15 protein-coding genes are annotated in these 15,412 nt (G+C 66.1%); 6 read left to right on the plus strand and 9 right to left on the minus strand.

The annotated features are described in order from the left end of the window. Window positions 1-151 precede the first annotated feature (151 nt). Window positions 152-586 (minus strand): DoxX family protein, encoded by a 435-nt coding sequence (locus C167_RS0107130; RefSeq protein WP_017517576.1) that lies wholly within the window; start codon window positions 584-586, stop codon window positions 152-154. 142 nt (window positions 587-728) lie between these two features. Then, on the minus strand, window positions 729-2,153 hold the full coding sequence (locus C167_RS0107135) for a transglycosylase SLT domain-containing protein (protein ID WP_017517577.1): 1,425 nt from the start codon (window positions 2,151-2,153) through the stop codon (window positions 729-731). A gap of 224 nt (window positions 2,154-2,377) precedes the next feature. Here C167_RS0107135 and C167_RS0107140 point away from each other — a divergent pair, with 224 nt between their 5' ends. The 5 genes from C167_RS0107140 (at window position 2,378) to C167_RS0107160 (ending at window position 7,358) form a co-directional block, all read left to right on the plus strand. Continuing rightward, entirely contained in the window at window positions 2,378-3,178 is an 801-nt protein-coding gene (locus tag C167_RS0107140) for a TatD family hydrolase (RefSeq protein WP_017517578.1), read from the plus strand. A gap of 136 nt (window positions 3,179-3,314) precedes the next feature. Next, window positions 3,315-4,793: a methyl-accepting chemotaxis protein gene (locus tag C167_RS0107145; RefSeq protein ID WP_017517579.1), complete on the plus strand. Its 1,479-nt coding sequence runs from the start codon at window positions 3,315-3,317 to the stop codon at window positions 4,791-4,793. A gap of 115 nt (window positions 4,794-4,908) precedes the next feature. Next, window positions 4,909-5,268, plus strand: coding sequence for an Mpo1-like protein (locus C167_RS0107150; protein WP_017517580.1), 360 nt, complete (start codon window positions 4,909-4,911; stop codon window positions 5,266-5,268). Window positions 5,269-5,412: 144 nt separating this feature from the next. Continuing rightward, a complete protein-coding gene (locus tag C167_RS35050) occupies window positions 5,413-5,781 on the plus strand; it encodes a hypothetical protein (protein ID WP_235154297.1) in 369 nt (122 codons plus the stop codon). Further along, the gene (locus C167_RS0107160) at window positions 5,781-7,358 is read left to right on the plus strand and encodes a GGDEF domain-containing protein (RefSeq protein WP_026078860.1); all 1,578 of its coding nucleotides are present in this window, start codon (window positions 5,781-5,783) and stop codon (window positions 7,356-7,358) included. The genes C167_RS35050 and C167_RS0107160 overlap by 1 nt, the downstream gene beginning before the upstream one ends. Window positions 7,359-7,368: 10 nt before the next feature. Here C167_RS0107160 and C167_RS0107165 read toward each other — a convergent pair whose 3' ends face one another. From C167_RS0107165 to C167_RS0107190, 6 genes are all read right to left on the minus strand, one after another. Then, the gene (locus tag C167_RS0107165) at window positions 7,369-8,169 is read right to left on the minus strand and encodes an acyl-CoA thioesterase (protein ID WP_017517583.1); all 801 of its coding nucleotides are present in this window, start codon (window positions 8,167-8,169) and stop codon (window positions 7,369-7,371) included. A gap of 111 nt (window positions 8,170-8,280) precedes the next feature. Continuing rightward, a complete protein-coding gene (locus C167_RS0107170; RefSeq protein ID WP_017517584.1) occupies window positions 8,281-9,051 on the minus strand; it encodes a CHAD domain-containing protein in 771 nt (256 codons plus the stop codon). An 81-nt stretch (window positions 9,052-9,132) separates the two neighbouring features. After that, window positions 9,133-11,136 (minus strand): transglutaminase TgpA family protein, encoded by a 2,004-nt coding sequence (locus tag C167_RS0107175; protein WP_017517585.1) that lies wholly within the window; start codon window positions 11,134-11,136, stop codon window positions 9,133-9,135. Further along, window positions 11,133-12,086, minus strand: coding sequence for a DUF58 domain-containing protein (locus C167_RS0107180; RefSeq protein ID WP_017517586.1), 954 nt, complete (start codon window positions 12,084-12,086; stop codon window positions 11,133-11,135). Before C167_RS0107180 ends, C167_RS0107175 begins: the two co-directional genes overlap by 4 nt. Before the next feature lies 1 nt (window position 12,087). Further along, window positions 12,088-13,005, minus strand: coding sequence for an AAA family ATPase (locus C167_RS0107185; RefSeq protein WP_017517587.1), 918 nt, complete (start codon window positions 13,003-13,005; stop codon window positions 12,088-12,090). 113 nt (window positions 13,006-13,118) lie between these two features. Then, window positions 13,119-13,979, minus strand: a complete 861-nt coding sequence (locus C167_RS0107190; protein ID WP_017517588.1) for a LysR family transcriptional regulator — start codon at window positions 13,977-13,979, stop codon at window positions 13,119-13,121. A gap of 120 nt (window positions 13,980-14,099) precedes the next feature. On the opposite strand from C167_RS0107190, the gene C167_RS0107195 reads away from it, so the two are divergent. Next, a complete protein-coding gene (locus C167_RS0107195; RefSeq protein ID WP_017517589.1) occupies window positions 14,100-14,549 on the plus strand; it encodes a multidrug/biocide efflux PACE transporter in 450 nt (149 codons plus the stop codon). A gap of 133 nt (window positions 14,550-14,682) precedes the next feature. Here the strand turns inward: C167_RS0107195 and pyrF are convergent, their stop codons facing one another. Then, window positions 14,683-15,381: an orotidine-5'-phosphate decarboxylase gene (pyrF, locus tag C167_RS0107200; RefSeq protein ID WP_017517590.1), complete on the minus strand. Its 699-nt coding sequence runs from the start codon at window positions 15,379-15,381 to the stop codon at window positions 14,683-14,685. Between the last annotated feature and the right edge of the window lie 31 nt (window positions 15,382-15,412).

The raw sequence follows: 15,412 nt of genomic DNA on the forward strand, positions 1-15,412 counted from the left end.
GCCATACAAGCGAGCTTGCTCGCGAACAGTGTCTCCGGCCGGACCGGCATCAGGCGGTTCGCGAGCAAGCTCGCTCCCACAGGTATCCCGTGAAGCCGACACAAACGAAAAAGCCGGGCAATGCCCGGCTTTTTCAGGGATGGCGTCCGTATCAGCTGGACAGCTTGCGGTCCAGGGAGAACGGGCCGGCGCCGCTGATCAGCAGCGCAACGCTGATCATGATCAGGGTGAAGGCGTATTCGAAGCCGTTGGCGGTGATGAAGAAGCCGTTGGCCAGGTGCACGCTGAACACAGCTACCAGCATGGCGACGATCAGCGGGATGCTCGCCAGGCGCACCAGCAGGCCCAGGACCAGCGCCAGACCACCAAAGAACTCGGCGCTGCCGGCCAGGGCGGCCATCAGATAGCCGGGGGTCACTCCAAGTGACTCCAGCCAGCCCGCCATGCCTTGCAGACCGGGGCCACCGAAGGCTCCGAAAAGTTTCTGCGAACCGTGTGCCATGAAGGTCAGGCCGGTGGTGATGCGCAGTACAGCGATGCCGGCGCCAGCGTTGGTGGTCAGGATGGATTTGATCAGCGAGTTCATGGTGCGTCCTTATGCGAGCTCTAGTGGGAGCGAAGGGGTGCGTAGGAAGTGAGTGACAACCGTGGTTGCTTGGCGACCAATATATCCAGTTTTTCCGATATCAAAAGCGCAAAATCGCGCTGATAACTATCGAACAAACCGATTACTTCTTGATTGCCGCCACGCTTTCACGTGGCTCGAGGCCATCACGTTCCCGCTGATATGCAAGATAGTACTTGTTGACGCTACTGACGTAGTTCACCACCCCCATACCCAGTTGCTCGGCCGCTACGCGCTCGACCTGGAAGAACCACTGGTTGGGGTTCAGGCCCTGGCGCTTGGCCTCTGCGCGCAGGCTTTGCACCCGCTCGGGACCGGCGTTGTAGGCAGCAAGAACGAAGGCCATGCGGTCCCGTTCGTTGATGCGCGGGCTGGAGAAGAAGCGCTTGCGCAGCATCGCCATGTATCGGCTGGCGGCCTGCACATTGCTCTCCTTCTGGTGCACGGTATCCACGCCCACCGCGCGGGCCGCCGCCGGGGTGATCTGCATCAGCCCGGTAGCGCCGCCAGTGCCGCGCGCGCTGGCATTGAGATTGGATTCCTTGAAGGCCACGGCGGCCAGCGCGAGCCAGTCGACCTTGCTCTGCTCGCCGTAGCGCTGCAGGGTCGGACGCACGGCTTCCAGTCGCTTGCGGTCGGGCACCACCAGCGGATTGCGCACCTGGTAGGCACGGCGGTAAAGGCGCTGGAATGCCATGTCCTGGTCCGCCGGCGCGCGGTAGTCCTTGAGGAAGCGGTTGACGCTGGCGCGCAGCATCGGCGCATCGCGGCGCACGTACCAGGCCATCGGCTCGCTGTTGTCCAGCACCAGGTGCCGATCGACGCGCAGCTTGGTGAAGACCTTGCTCCAGCGTTCAGCAATCGGCTGCTCGACCACGGTGTAGTTGAAGATGCCGGCCTGGACCATCTCCAGCACGTCTTCCACGGCCAGGGAGGAATCGGTCCATTCCAGCACCAGCGGCGCCAGCCGCTTCTGCGCCAGGCGCTCGTTGACCTTGCGGACGGCCTCGCCAGCGGCACTGCCGGCCGGCAAGGTGATAGTGCGGCCGGCGAGTTGCTCCAGGCGCACGAACTTGCGGTTGCCCTGCCTGGTCACCAGCACCAGTGGCACATCGGCCTTCCACGGCAGGCTGGGGCTGACGTTCTGGCCATCGCGGGCGAGCAGGACTTCCCCGGGCGCGACCAGATCGCCTTCACCGCGCTGCAACGCGCCGAGCAACTGGTCCTTGGCCTTGGGAATGAATTTGATGGTGAGCGGCTTGCGCCCCGGGGAATTGTCGTTGAGGTATTGCTCGAAGGCGCGCAGGCGGCGGTATTCGATGCCGATGGGTTCGCCCTTGATTTCGCCAGAACTGTTGCGGCTCTGGTTGACCAGAACCCGCAGCGTGCCGCCGGAGCGAATGGCGGCGAGATCGCGCGCGTCACTGCTTTCCTGCTCCCAGTTTTCCGCCTGGGCCGTCAGGCGAGCAGCCGCCGGCAGTGGCATCAGAGCCACGAGGCACAGCAGTAGCAGCAACAGTCGGGTCATCCAGCTCTCCGGGGGCTCGCACTCGGCAAAGGGCCGTTTAGAGTGCGGTTTCGACCGGTAGTTCCCGGTCGCCAAGGGCGCGCAAGACTCTCACAGGAGGGGAGAAACACCAACCCGAAACTTCCGATATATCTTCGGAATACTCCTCAACCTGTTGTTTTTGAAGAATTTTCGTCAAGAAAGCGGCTTTTGCTATGCTCCGCTTCCGAACAAAGGGAACAAAAATGCAACTGATCGACATCGGCGTCAACCTCACCCACCCGAGCTTCGTCCCGGAACGTGAAGCGGTCCTCGCTCGCGCAATCGAGGCCGGCGTCGTGCAGATGGTGCTGACCGGGACCAGCCTGGACGACAGCGAACAGGCCCTGGAACTGTGCCGCCAACTGGACGAAGAACAGCGTCTTTACTGCACTGCCGGCGTCCATCCGCACGAAGCCAGCCACTGGGACAACGGCAGCGCCAGGACGCTGCGCGGCCTGCTGGCCGAGGACAGGGTGAAGGCGGTCGGGGAATGCGGGCTGGACTTCAACCGTGACTTTTCGCCGCGTCCATCGCAGGAGAAGGCCTTCGAAGAACAGCTGGGCCTGGCGGTGGAATTGCAGTTGCCGGTGTTCATCCACGAGCGCGACGCCGGTGAGCGCTTGCTGGCGATCCTCAAGGACTTCCGCGACAAGCTGCCCGCGGCCGTGGTGCATTGCTTCACCGGCGAGCGACGCACGCTGTATTCCTACCTCGACCTCGACCTGCACATCGGCATCACCGGCTGGATCTGCGACGAGCGGCGCGGCACCCACCTGCAGGAACTGGTTCGGGAAATCCCCGAAGGCCGGCTGATGCTGGAAAGCGACGCACCTTATCTATTGCCGCGCACGCTGCGCCCGAAGCCCAAGAATGGACGCAATCAGCCGGCCTACCTGCCCGAAGTGCTGGCCTGCGTGGCCCAGCATCGGGGCGAGAGCGCAGCACGGGTCGCAGCCCACACCACCGAATGCGCACGACGCTTCTTCGACCTGCCGGAAATCTGAACCGGCTCTCAAGATCGTCCTTCGTCAGCCGATAAGTCGGGAGCGGAAGGTGGCTTGATTCCCATCAATGGCCACCTTCATCCTTTTCACGACAATAATGGCGCATCGCCACTATTCGACCGACAAGAAGAGATTTATGGCCGCCTGGATCCGCGACATTTCCCTCAAGTACAAGTTCTGGGCCGTCAATGCGGTCGCCTTCGTCACCACCCTGCTGCTGGTGCTGTTCGCCATGCACCAGGAGCTCGACGGGCGCAACCAGCAGGCACGCCAGGGTGCCGAAGCCCAGGCGCAGCTGCTGAAGAACTGGCCGGCAGGCTCGGCATTGCCGACTTCGCCGAATCTTGTCGGCTTCGCCAGCGGCAGCACACCGCAGATCGCCGGTATCGACGGCTCCACACTTGCCCGCGCCAATGGCTGGGTTGACCTGCAAGGCGCGCAGAGCCGCCAAGGTGCACTGGCCGGCGCCTACGTACAGGATGTCGGCAATGGCCAGCGCGTCGCCGTGCTCGCCCCCGGCGCCGATTTCTGGGGCATCTTCGAGGACCGCGCCCTGCCCTTCGCCGGCGCCGTATTGGTGCTGATGCTGGCCCTGCTGGCCGCCTCGCAGCTGCTGATCCGCTTCATCCTCACCCACCTGCTGACCCTGCGCGACGTGATGCTCCACGTGGAGAAGAGCGGCGACCTGGCTGCCCGCGTACCGCTGGAAAGCCGCGACGAAGTCGGCCAGATGGCCACCGCCTTCAATGCCATGCAAGCCGGCTACCAGCGCGTGGTCGGCACCGTCGCCCAGGCCGCCGGCCGTCTGGACGAAGGCGCGCGCAGCCTCGCCAGCAGCATGGGCCAGGTGCGCCAGGGCATGCTCGGCCAGCAGAGCGAGACCGACCAGGCCGCCACCGCCATCAACGAGATGTCCACCACCGTCCACCACATCGCCCAGCATGCGGCCGATACCCGCGACCAGTCGCAGGAAGCCGACCGCCTCGCCGGCAATGGTCAACAGGTGGTCGGTCGCGTCGGCCAGTCCATCGCCGGATTGTCCCAGGGCGTGCAGCAGACCGCCGAGATGATCCAGCAACTCGCCCAGGACAGCCACAAGATCAGCAGCGTGGTCAGCGTGATCCACGGCATCGCCGAGCAGACCAACCTGCTCGCCCTCAACGCCGCCATCGAGGCCGCCCGCGCCGGCGAGATGGGTCGCGGCTTCGCCGTGGTCGCCGATGAGGTGCGTAACCTCGCCAAGCGCGTGCAGGACTCTACCGACGAGATCACCCAGATGATCAACGCGCTGCAGTCCGGCACCCGCGACGCCGTGGAGTTCATGCAGGAAAGCTCGATCAAGGCCGACGGCTGCGTCGAGGAAGCTCGCGAAGCCGGGGAAGCCCTCGCAGCCATCGCCTCGGCCGTGGCGCTGATGCGCGAGAGCAATACCCAGATCGCCGTGGCCGCCGAACAGCAGAGCCAGGTTGCCGAGGAAATGACCCGCTCGGTCGTCGGCATCCGCGACGTCACCGAACACACTGTGCAGCAGACCGTCGAGTCGGCCGGCACCAGCCATCAGCTGGCGGACCTCGCCGGTGAGCTCAGCCGCGCCATCCGCCAGCTGCGCCTGTAATCCCTATCGCCCGCATAGCCCGCGCTCATTGGCGCAGGGGCCAAGGCTGCACCTAGACTGCTGACATTCCGCCCGCCTGCGCTCAGGCGAGCTTCTCAGTTCAGGGAGCTGCACCATGGGCAAACGTCACCCCAACCTCCTTTCCTGGCAGTGGCAGGGCTACGCTGCCAACCACCGCCATCCGACCAACCTGGCACTGCATATCATTGCCGTGCCGTTGTTCATCCTCGGCGCGCTGACGCTGCTCAGCGGGCTGTTCGGCCTGAGCCTATCGGCCCTTCTGCTGGGGATGATCGGCATGATCGCCTCGCTGGCCATCCAGGGCCGCGGGCACCAGCTCGAGGAGCAGGCCCCCGAACCCTTCAGCGACCGCAAGGACGCCGTGAGTCGGCTGTTGGTGGAGCAATTCGTCACCTTCCCGCGCTTTGTCCTGAGCGGTGAATGGTGGCGTGCCTGGCGTCATCGCCGGCGCTGAGCAATTCCACCCGCGGGGCGCGGCATTTCGGCCATTCAAGTAGCAGGCGGGTTCGCCGATATAATCGTCGAGATTTCGTCACGAGCTGTTGAGATGTCAGCGTTTCGCCATTTTATTGGCATTTTCGCCTGCCTGTTTATTGTCATGCCTGCGTACTCGACCCTGAAACCGGAGGCCGAGCGCACCGTGCTGATCGTCGCAGTGAAAGGCCAGCCGCAGCTCCTGCGCCATTACCGCCTGCGCGACCTGGAAGCGCTGCTCGTCGGCTTCGAGCGTGCAGACACCCAGCACCTGCGAGTCGAGGCACTGAACGACTACTCCACCCTGATTCCGCTGGGAGACCTCGACGCCTTCGAGCCGATCCTCGCCTACCGCCGGGACGGCCACTCCATCGGTATCGCCGAGCGCGGCCCGCTGTTCGTCATCTACCCGATGGTCGATCACCCGGAGTTGCGGACCCAGGTCTACTTCAACCGCACCGTCTGGCAGGTAAGCCGCATTACCCTGGAGTGATCGCCGTGCCCCCGCAGCCTCCCAGGCGGCGCTATCGCCGCCTGACCATCATCATCCTCAGCGGCCTGATCGCGGCGCTGACCGCCGGCGCCGGCGCGGCGCTGCTGCTGGTCCACCAGCACGTCCGCCAGTTGGCCCACCCCGATGCCCACAGCGAACTGTGGCAGGCCTACCAGCTGCGCACCGAGCTGGAGCGCTCGCTGAACAGTGCCCGGCAGGTACTCGCCGGCAAGAGTGACAGCGATGCCCTGGCAACGCGCGTTGAAGTGCTCGCCAGCCTCCTGCCGCCGCTGCGTACCACGCCCGTCTACGACTACCTGGTCGTGCCGCGACCGGAAGTACAGGCAACGCTGGAGACGATCCAGCATCTGAGCGACGCCTGGCTCAGGCGCGCGCCCTGGGGCCAGCCGGCAGCGGCGAAAGTCCTTGCCGGCGAGATGCTGCGTGAACTACCGCCCCTGCTCGAACCCGCCCACGAACTGGTGGTGGTCACCAACATTGCACTGACCAACTACATGGACGCCGAGCGCCAGGACCTGCAACATGCCTTCAACCTGCTGGCCTGGGTGCTCTTCGGCCTCGGCCTGTGCAGCGTGCTGCTGGCCCTGCGGGTGATCGCCAACTCGCGGCGCAAGCTGCAGCTCACCCAGCGCCTGCACGATCTCAACCAGTCGCTCGAGCAACGCGTCGAACAACGCACCCAGGAACTGAGCGAGCGCAAGACGCTGCTGCGCTACATTCTCGACACCAGCCCCAGCGACGTGGCGCTGCTGAGCGACGAGGACTCCCGCGCCCATTACGTCAGCCCGCGCCTGCTGCAGCGCAGCGGCATCCACCCGGACGAGCCCTTCACCCTGCGCCAGCTGTTCGACGCCCCCGACGAGGAGGCACGCTTCCGCCAGTCGCTGGCCGAGCATGGCCAGCTGGACAGCTGGGAAACCCGCCTGGCGGGCAACCCGTCGTACTGGGCCATCGTCTGGGCGCGGAAGATGGAAGTGGACGGCCGCCCCGCCTCGCTGGTCTGGAGCTTCGACATCAACCAGCGCAAGGCCATGGAGCAGGAACTGCGCCTGCTGGCGACCACCGACCCGCTGACCGGCCTGCAGAACCGCCATGCGTTCGTCAAACGCGGCGTCGCGCTGCTCAAGAGCGCGCAGCGCTACGAGCGCCAGTGCGCGGCGCTGATGCTGGACATCGATTTTTTCAAGCCGATCAACGATACCCACGGCCACGCTTTCGGCGACGCCGTGCTGCAAGCCGTGGCAAAGGAGCTGACGCAAGGGCTGCGCGAGGTGGACCTGCTCGGCCGCCTGGGCGGCGAAGAGTTTGCTGCGATCCTTCCGGAGACCGACCTGCAGCAGGCGCTGCAGGTCGCCGAGCGGGTACGCAACAGCGTGCAGGCGCTGTCTTTCAGCAGCGAGGACGGCAGCCGCGTGCGCCTGACGCTGAGCATTGGCGTGGCCGCGCGGCTCGATGGCGAACTGCGCCTGGAAGACCTGCTCGCTCGTGCCGACCGGGCCCTGTACCGGGCGAAGGCTGGCGGCCGCAACCGGACGGAAATCGCGCCCGGCGTCTAGCGGAATAACGTCAGCCGAAGATGGTCACCGTCTGCCGGCCGATGGCGAGCAACTGGCCATCGGCCGACCAGGTCTGCGCCGCGATATGGCCATAGCCATCGCGGGCATGCTCGATGGTCGCCAGGTACTGGCACCAGTCATTGGCGGGCATCGACGGCAGCGGCTGGACGAACTCCACGGTCCAGGTCAACGAGCTGGAGGGAGCCGGGGATTTCAGGTGCGGCAGGTTGGCCGGCGGCCAGGCATCGATCAGCGCCAGCAGGTGACTGACCTCCATCGGCTCGTCGCCCACGTCGTCGCCACGGAAACGCATCCAGCCTCCCATTTCGCGCTCGCGGCTGGCCGAGAACGGCATGTGCCCGACCGCCCAGCGCATGGCGATGTTCTGGGTGAAGGCCGGCATCAGCTTGCGGATATAGGGCAATTCCTGGCAGTCCTCCACGGCCTTGAAGGCCGGTGGCGGCAAGCCGTCCATCTGCACGCTGGACTCACGCCCCACCCCGAAACTGCCCTGGGCCAGCAGGACTACCTGGCCGTTCTGCACGGCGCGGCAGAACACCTGGCTGACCGACTTGCCCTCGCGCAGGACTTCCGCCTCGAAGCTCACCGGCACTTCCACCTCGATGGGGCCGACGAAGGTGATCGCCAGCGAACGCACCGGCCGCCCGGCCTCGGCCACCGATGCCATGGCCTCGTAGGCCAGCGCCGCCACCAGGCCGCCGAAACTCGCACGGCCCTGGGCCCAGGCGGCAGGGATGACGATGGAGAACGGCGCGGCGCGCACCGCCCGGAGCATTTCGCTGAAGGACATGGTCGACTTCCTTGGGGCTTCTGAAAAATGGCAGCAGGTTGCGATCTTAGGGGCAGCGGCGACCCCGGCAAACCATCCAAAGCCTTGTCCCTTGCAGGAAATGCCCGGTCATCAATGGCCTCTATGCAACGCCTTCTCCAGGGCCTCCAGGCTCTCGTCGGCGAGGCGCTCGGCGAGGTCGTGGCGGGCATTCCAGTGCGGCTGCAGCGGCATCAGGTCCAGCTCGCGCTCGCTGCGGATCAGCCATTGCTCGTAGTCATGCCAGTCGCCCAACGCCGATTGCGCATCCTTCAGCGGCGCCAGCAGGCGTTGCGGCACGGCGGATTCCTCGGGGTAGACCTCCAGCGAATAGCGCACCCGCTTGATCAGCAGGCGCAGGCGATGACGGTCGTGATCCGGGTCCTTGAGGGCGTCGCGCAGCTTCTGCCATTCCCTGGCCAGGCGCTTCTCCACCTTGCCATGCAGCCCCTTGAGCACGCCGTGGCGCTCGGAGGTGCGCCACAGTTGTGGCCAGCCATCCAGGCGCATCATCAGGCGCTCCCACTGCGGGCTGGCGAGGAGCGTGGCGTAGCCGGAGATCAACGCGGGCCGGCGCAGCGCGGCGGCACGTTCGTAACCTTCGGCCTCCAGCACTGGCAGCAGCACCTCGAGGTCTCGCAGCGGGCCACTGAGGCGGCCCATGTCGCTCAGCGCCTGCTCCAGTTCATCGATGCCGGGCATGCCGCGCACCGGGTGCAACAGGCTGCGCAGGCGGCGCACGGCGATACGCAGGTCATGCAGCGCTTCAGGGTCGGACTCGGCCTTCAGCCGGGAGGACGCGGAAAACAGCGCGACCTCCTGCTCGATCAGATGGCTCACCAGGTAATCGCAGAAGGAGGTCACGGCAGGCTCCGCTCCGGTGGGTGAAATATCAGGTTAGCCCCGGCCAACGCAGCGGCAAGGGGCGGGATGTCGCGTCCCGTTTCAGCAAGGGCGCCGCAGACGCCACGGCAGCTCGCGGCGCAAGCGAGCCAGTCGCGCGTGCAATTGGGCAGGCGCTGCGGCTTCCCGGCCGTAGCGCTGTTTTTCGAAGGCTTCCAGATAACTGTGGATCGACTGTGCGTGGGCGGGCAGCGCCTTGATCGCACGCCGACAGAAATCCCGTGCGCCCTCACCTGACTCGCGGCGCAACCCCAACGGCGCCAGCATCCGCTCGAAACGCTGGAAGCTGCGCAGCTGCGGGTCACTGGAGCGCCGCCAGGGCTTGAACAGCGCCAGTGTCAACAGACCCAGCAGCAGCGCCCCGCCGCCCACCAGCAGGGCGCCGATCCATTGCCGGCCAAAATCGCCGAACCAGCGCCGCAGCAGGTCACCCTGCTGCTCGCTCTGGTAACCGAGCACCGAGGCCTGCCAGCGATAATTCAGATTATCCCAGGCGGCGCGCAGGCTGTTGATCAGCGCAAAATTGCGATAGCGCAGTGGCGAGAACGGATCCTGCTCGAGGAAGCTCCCTTCGCTGCTCATGGCGGCCTCCAGCCCCTGTTCGATGCGTTCGGGCGATACCGCGCCGGTGGGGTCGACCCGTCTCCAGCCGCTGCCGTCCTGCCAGTATTCCACCCAGGCATGGGCATCGAACTGCCGGATGCTCAGGTAATTTCCCGTCGAGCTGGTCTCGCCGCCCTGATAGCCGGTGACGACCCGCGCCGGGACGCCTGCCGCCCGCAGTACGAAGGCCATGGCACCGGCGTAGTGCTCGCAGAAGCCCGCCCGCGTGTTGAAGAGGAATCCATCGATGCGCTCGGGCCCCGTTTCCGGCGGCCTGAGGGTGTAGCTGAAAGGCAGCTCGCGGAAATGCCGTAACATCGCCTGCACCAACGCACCGGGCTGCGGATAACGTTCGCGCAACTGCTGCGCCCATTCCCGGGCCTGTGGATTGCCGGACGGGGGCAGCGTCAGGTTCACTCGCCGGGCACGGGCATCGTCGGTAGGTTCGAGCAAAGCCTGCGGCCAGGACGTCGCGCGGTACATCAGTGCCTGGCGCACCGGCGTTCGCCGCTCCAGGTGGAAGTCACTCATCAGCCGAGCATCGCCCAACGGCGTCTGCGCCACGTCGAGAGCGAACAGCCAGGGCCGCCCGTTGGGCTCCATGATCACCTGGTAGTTCAGCGCCTCGCCCTGCCCGTGCCATTGCGGCGGGACATCGCCGCGCTGGAAGGCAGTGGTCCAGCGCACGCCGTCGAAGCGTTCGAGCGTCAACGCCCGCCAGTACAGCTGGGAATGCGCTGGAGGCTGGCCGTCGAAGCTCACGCGAAACGCCAATGCGGGAGATTGACTGAGCGACACCATGTCCCCCGGCGCCATGGAGTCGCTCAGCCCGGTGACCGCCTGCTCGCCAGGTAGCGGCAGCGACCACAGCGGCCCCACGCGCGGGAACAGCACGAACATCAGCAGCATCAGCGGCAAGGCTTGCAGCAACAGGCCGCCGGCCAGGCGCAGGGTCGGCATCGGCCGCGCGGCGAAGCTGCTCTGCTGCAGGCCGATGGCCGCCGCCAACAGGGCCAGCACCGGCAGCAGGCTGAAGGCGGCGGCGATGATGTCGTCCTGGAACAGATAGCTGGTGGTCACTGCGAAGAAGCCCAGCAGGATCAGCACCCAGGCATCGCGGCGGGTCTTGAGCTCCACCAGCTTGACCACGAAGGCCGCGATCAGCAGCACCACACCGGCATCTAGCCCGATCAACGAGCCGCGCGAGAACCATACCCCCAACCCTGCCGCCGCGACCAACGCGAGCTTGGCGACGCCGCTGGGATAGCTGGCGCGCATGCGGAACACCTGGATGCGCCAGGCGGCGCACCCCAGCCAGAGCGCGACGATCCAGATCGGCAGATGTTCCAGATGCGGGATGATCACCACCGCCTGGCCCACCAGCAGCCAGGTCAGCGCTACACGGGGGATGGGCTGCGCGGCAATCGCCGCCGCGTTGCTCATCGCTTCACTCCGTGCAACGCCAGGGCTCGCAGGCACGCATCACGATGGCCATCGTCCAGACCGACCGGCAATTGCACATCAGGCAGACGCAGGCCGAAGGGTTGCTGGCGCAGCGACAGTTGCAGGACCCAGAAGCACAGGCGCGACAAGCGCCCCTCGGTGTCGCCGCCCAGGCTGTCGAACTCCAGCCAGACGTTGCGCCCGGCCAGCGCGGAGAAATCCTTCACCAGCAAACCCTGGCCCCGGGAATAGGCTTTCCAGTGCAGGCGGCGGCGCGAGTCGCCGGGCTGGTAGGGCCGCAGCCCCTGGTAATCGTCGACGCCGCGACCACTGGGGCGGACTCCTTCTTCATCTTTCTCCGCAGGCCCGCCCTCCAGCGGCAGGTCGCCCGGCTGCGGATGGGGGTAGACCAGCACTGCCTGGTCCAGATCCACCCAGCTCCAGGCCACCAGCAGCCCCAGCGGGAAACGGCTCTCTACCCGCAGGCGACCGGGACGCAGCCAGCCGCGCCGCGGTGCCATCACGGTGAGCAGGACTTCCTCTGCATGATTGGCCGCGACGTCGGCGAACTGCATGCGCTCGGCCTCCCAGCCCAGGCCGATGGCCTGGCGCGCGCGCCCTTCGCCCTCCAATCGCACGCGCAATGCCGCCTGTTCGCCGACGAACACCGGCTGCGCGCCGAGGGCTGTCAGGCGCAGGCCACCCAGGTTACGGTAGGTGTGCAGGATGGCGACAATGAACAGCGACAGCAGCAGGAAAGTCAGGCCGTAAGCCAGGCTGTTCTGGTAGTTGATCGCGGTGAGCAGCATCAGCAACAGGGCAACGCCAAAGGCCATTCCCTGCCGCGTGGGAATGATGAAGATGCGCCGCTGGTTGAGCTGCAGCGAGGGCGCTGGCGGTATGCGCCGGGCTATCCAGCTCTGCCACAGCGGCCTGACCCTGACCAGCATCTCAGAGCGCCGGGACTTCGCGGAGCAACCATTGCACCAGCGCGCCGCCGCCATGACCGGCCGGATCAGCCTGGTCACGCAGGCGGTGGCCGGCCACCGAGGGCAGGACGGCCTGCACGTCCTCGGGAATCACATAATCGCGCCCGGCGAGCAGCGCCCAGGCGCGGGCCGCCGCCAGCAATGCCAGGCTGCCTCGCGGCGACAGGCCGAGGGCGAAGGCCGGCTGGGTGCGCGTGGCTTCCACCAGACGCAGCACATAGTCGACCAGGGCATCGCTGGCGCGCACCTCCAGTACCTCGCCCTGCAAGGCCTGCAGCTCCCGAGGATCCAGTACCGGCTCCAGACGCGGCAGCAGATCGCGGCGCGCCTCGCCCAGCAGCAGCGCTTTCTCGGCGGCGCGGCCGGGGTAGCCCAGGGACAGGCGCATGAGGAAGCGGTCGAGCTGGGACTCAGGGAGCGCGAAAGTGCCGCCCTGTGTCACCGGATTCTGCGTGGCGATGACGAAGAAGGGCTCGGGCAGCGGCCGGGTCGCGCCTTCGATGGTCACCTGCCCTTCCTCCATGGCTTCGAGCAAAGCGCTCTGGCTCTTGGGCGTGGCGCGGTTGATCTCGTCGGCCAGCACCAGTTCGGAAAAGATAGGCCCGGGATGGAAGACGAACTGCCCGGTGTCCTTGTCGAACACCGAGGTGCCCAGCACATCGCCGGGCAACAGGTCGGAGGTGAACTGAATGCGCTGAAAGCTCAGCCCCAGCACCCGCGCCAGGGCGTGGCTGAGGGTGGTCTTGCCCATGCCGGGCAGGTCTTCGATGAGCAGGTGACCACGGGCCAGCAGGCAGGTCAGCGCCAGTCTTACCTGCACTTCCTTGCCGAGCAGAACCTGATCGACTGCCTTCAGACAATTCTCAAGCTTGGCATGCATCCTGACCCTATCTCCCTCGGAAAACTCCGATCCTACTGATCCAGGACAGCGCATCAAAGGCTTCGACACATTTAGTCCGCAATCTGTGATGTAGAGCTGTGATCCAGAGCGCCTCAGCGCCCCAGCAGGCGCTCCGCCAGCCAACTCGCGGCCGGCCCGAGCCGGCGTTGGCGCGACCAGATCACATCGACCGCCACCCGGCGCGGCCAGCCAGCGACCTTCAGCTCCTGCATACGCCCGCTGGCGAAGCGTCCTACCATCCAACTAGGCAATTCGACCCATCCGAAGCCCAGTACCGCCATGTCCAGCAACAGCAGGTAGTTTGGTGCGCTCCAGCAACGGCCACCAAGCATGGGCGCAGCGTCGTCCAGGTAGGTATTCAGGCGCAGCGCGCGGTAGGCCAGCAGGTCCTCGCGCTCCACCCGCGCGCGGCCGGCCAGCGGATGGTCGCGGCTGACGAAGAGACCGAACTCGGCCTGCTCGCTCAGGGTCGCCGAGCTGATGTCCGGTGCGTATTCCGCCTGCGCCGCCAGCAGGCCGAGGCTGGCGCGGCCCTGGACGACCAGATCGAGCACGTCGCTGTCCTCGGCGATCAGCCACTCGAACTCAAGGTCTGGATAGCGCGCGTCGATCTCCGCCAACCGCGCCTCGAATTCAGCGGATTGGTAGGTGTCGGACATCGCCAGGGTCACCCGCGACTCCAATCCTCCGACGAGCTGATGGGCGAGTTGGCCGAGGCGGTCGTTCGCCATCAGCACTTCCTCCACTCGCCCGAGCAGCGCGTGACCGGCCTCGGTCAGCTGTGGCTGGCGGCTGCTGCGGTCGAACAGCGTCAGGCCCAGATCGATCTCCAGCCGCGCAATGGCCTCGCTGACGGTGGACTGGCTCTTGCCCAGCTTGCGCGCGGCGGCGCTGAACGAGCCCAGGCAGGCCGCTTCGGCGAAGGCCTGCAGCGATTCGGGGGAATATTGCATCGAGAGCGCCCTCTTCCATCGGTTAAGCCGATGGTATCCAACTTAGTTCCAGCCGGTCGACCGATGATAATGGCGCCGGACCGACGGAGTCGGCCTGTATCTTTTTATCTGGAGTTAGCCATGAGCCCGAACAAAACCCTGAAAGAACGGATGTTCCACGCCGTACTTTTCGAACTGCTGGCGGTCATCATCTGCGCACCGACCCTGGCCTGGCTGATGGATAAACCGCTGGGCCACATGGGCGCCATGACCCTGATGTTCTCGGCCATCGCCACCCTGTGGAACATGCTGTTCAACGCCGCTTTCGACCGCGCACAGAACCGCATGGGCTTTTCCCGCACCCTGCCGGTGCGCGTACTGCACGCCTCGCTGTTCGAACTGGGCCTGATCGTCCTGCTGGTGCCGCTGGCCGCCTGGTGGCTGTCGGTGAGCCTGCTGGAAGCCTTCATCCTCGACATCGGCCTGGTGCTGTTCTTCCTGCCCTACGCGCTGGTGTTCAACTGGGTGTACGACGTGCTGCGCGAGCGCTGGGTGGGTCGTCCTCAGTCCGCCACTCAAGCGCACGGCTGAACCTTGAAGGAGCGAGCTTGCTCGCGAACGGATTTCCAGGCAGCGAATGAGCTGGGCGGTTCGCGAGCAAGCTCGCCCCTACGAAAAGCAAAAAGCCCGCAGCGATGCGGGCTTTTTCATGTCCGAAGAAGGCTCAGGCCAGGCTGGCAGCGATCTCGGCCAAAGCCTTGGCCGGGTCGGCGGCCTGGCTGATCGGGCGGCCGATCACCAGGTAGTCGGAGCCGTTGTCCAGCGCCTGGCGCGGGGTGAGGATGCGGCGCTGGTCGTCCTGGGCGCTGCCGGCCGGGCGGATGCCAGGGGTGACCAGTTGCAGCGCCGGGTGCGCCGCCTTCAGCGCCGGCGCCTCCTGGGCGGAACACACCAGGCCGTCCATGCCAGCTTTCTGAGCGAGACTGGCAAGCCGCAGCACCTGCTCCTGGGGCTCGACATCCAGGCCGATGCCGGCCAGGTCCTCGCGCTCCATGCTGGTCAGCACGGTCACGCCGATCAGCAGCGGCGATGGGCCGTTGAAGGCATCCAGGGTCTCACGGCAGGCGCTCATCATGCGCAGGCCGCCGGAGCAGTGCACGTTGACCATCCACACGCCCATTTCGGCGGCGGCGCGCACGGCCATCGCGGTGGTGTTGGGTATGTCGTGGAATTTCAGGTCGAGGAAGACTTCGAAACCGCGACTGTTCAGGGTCTCGACGATACCGGCGGCGCAGCTGGTGAACAGCTCCTTGCCTACCTTCACCCGGCACAGCTTCGGGTCCAGCTGGTCGGCCAGCGCCAGCGCGGCTTCACGGGTGGGGAAATCCAGGGCGACGATGATCGGGGTCTGGCAGGCGGACATGGGCTCTCTCGCGGGTATCGAAAAAATCGGC

It is taken from the genome of Pseudomonas nitroreducens TX1, from assembly GCF_000313755.1.
GTDB classification, from domain to species: domain Bacteria; phylum Pseudomonadota; class Gammaproteobacteria; order Pseudomonadales; family Pseudomonadaceae; genus Pseudomonas; species Pseudomonas nitroreducens_A.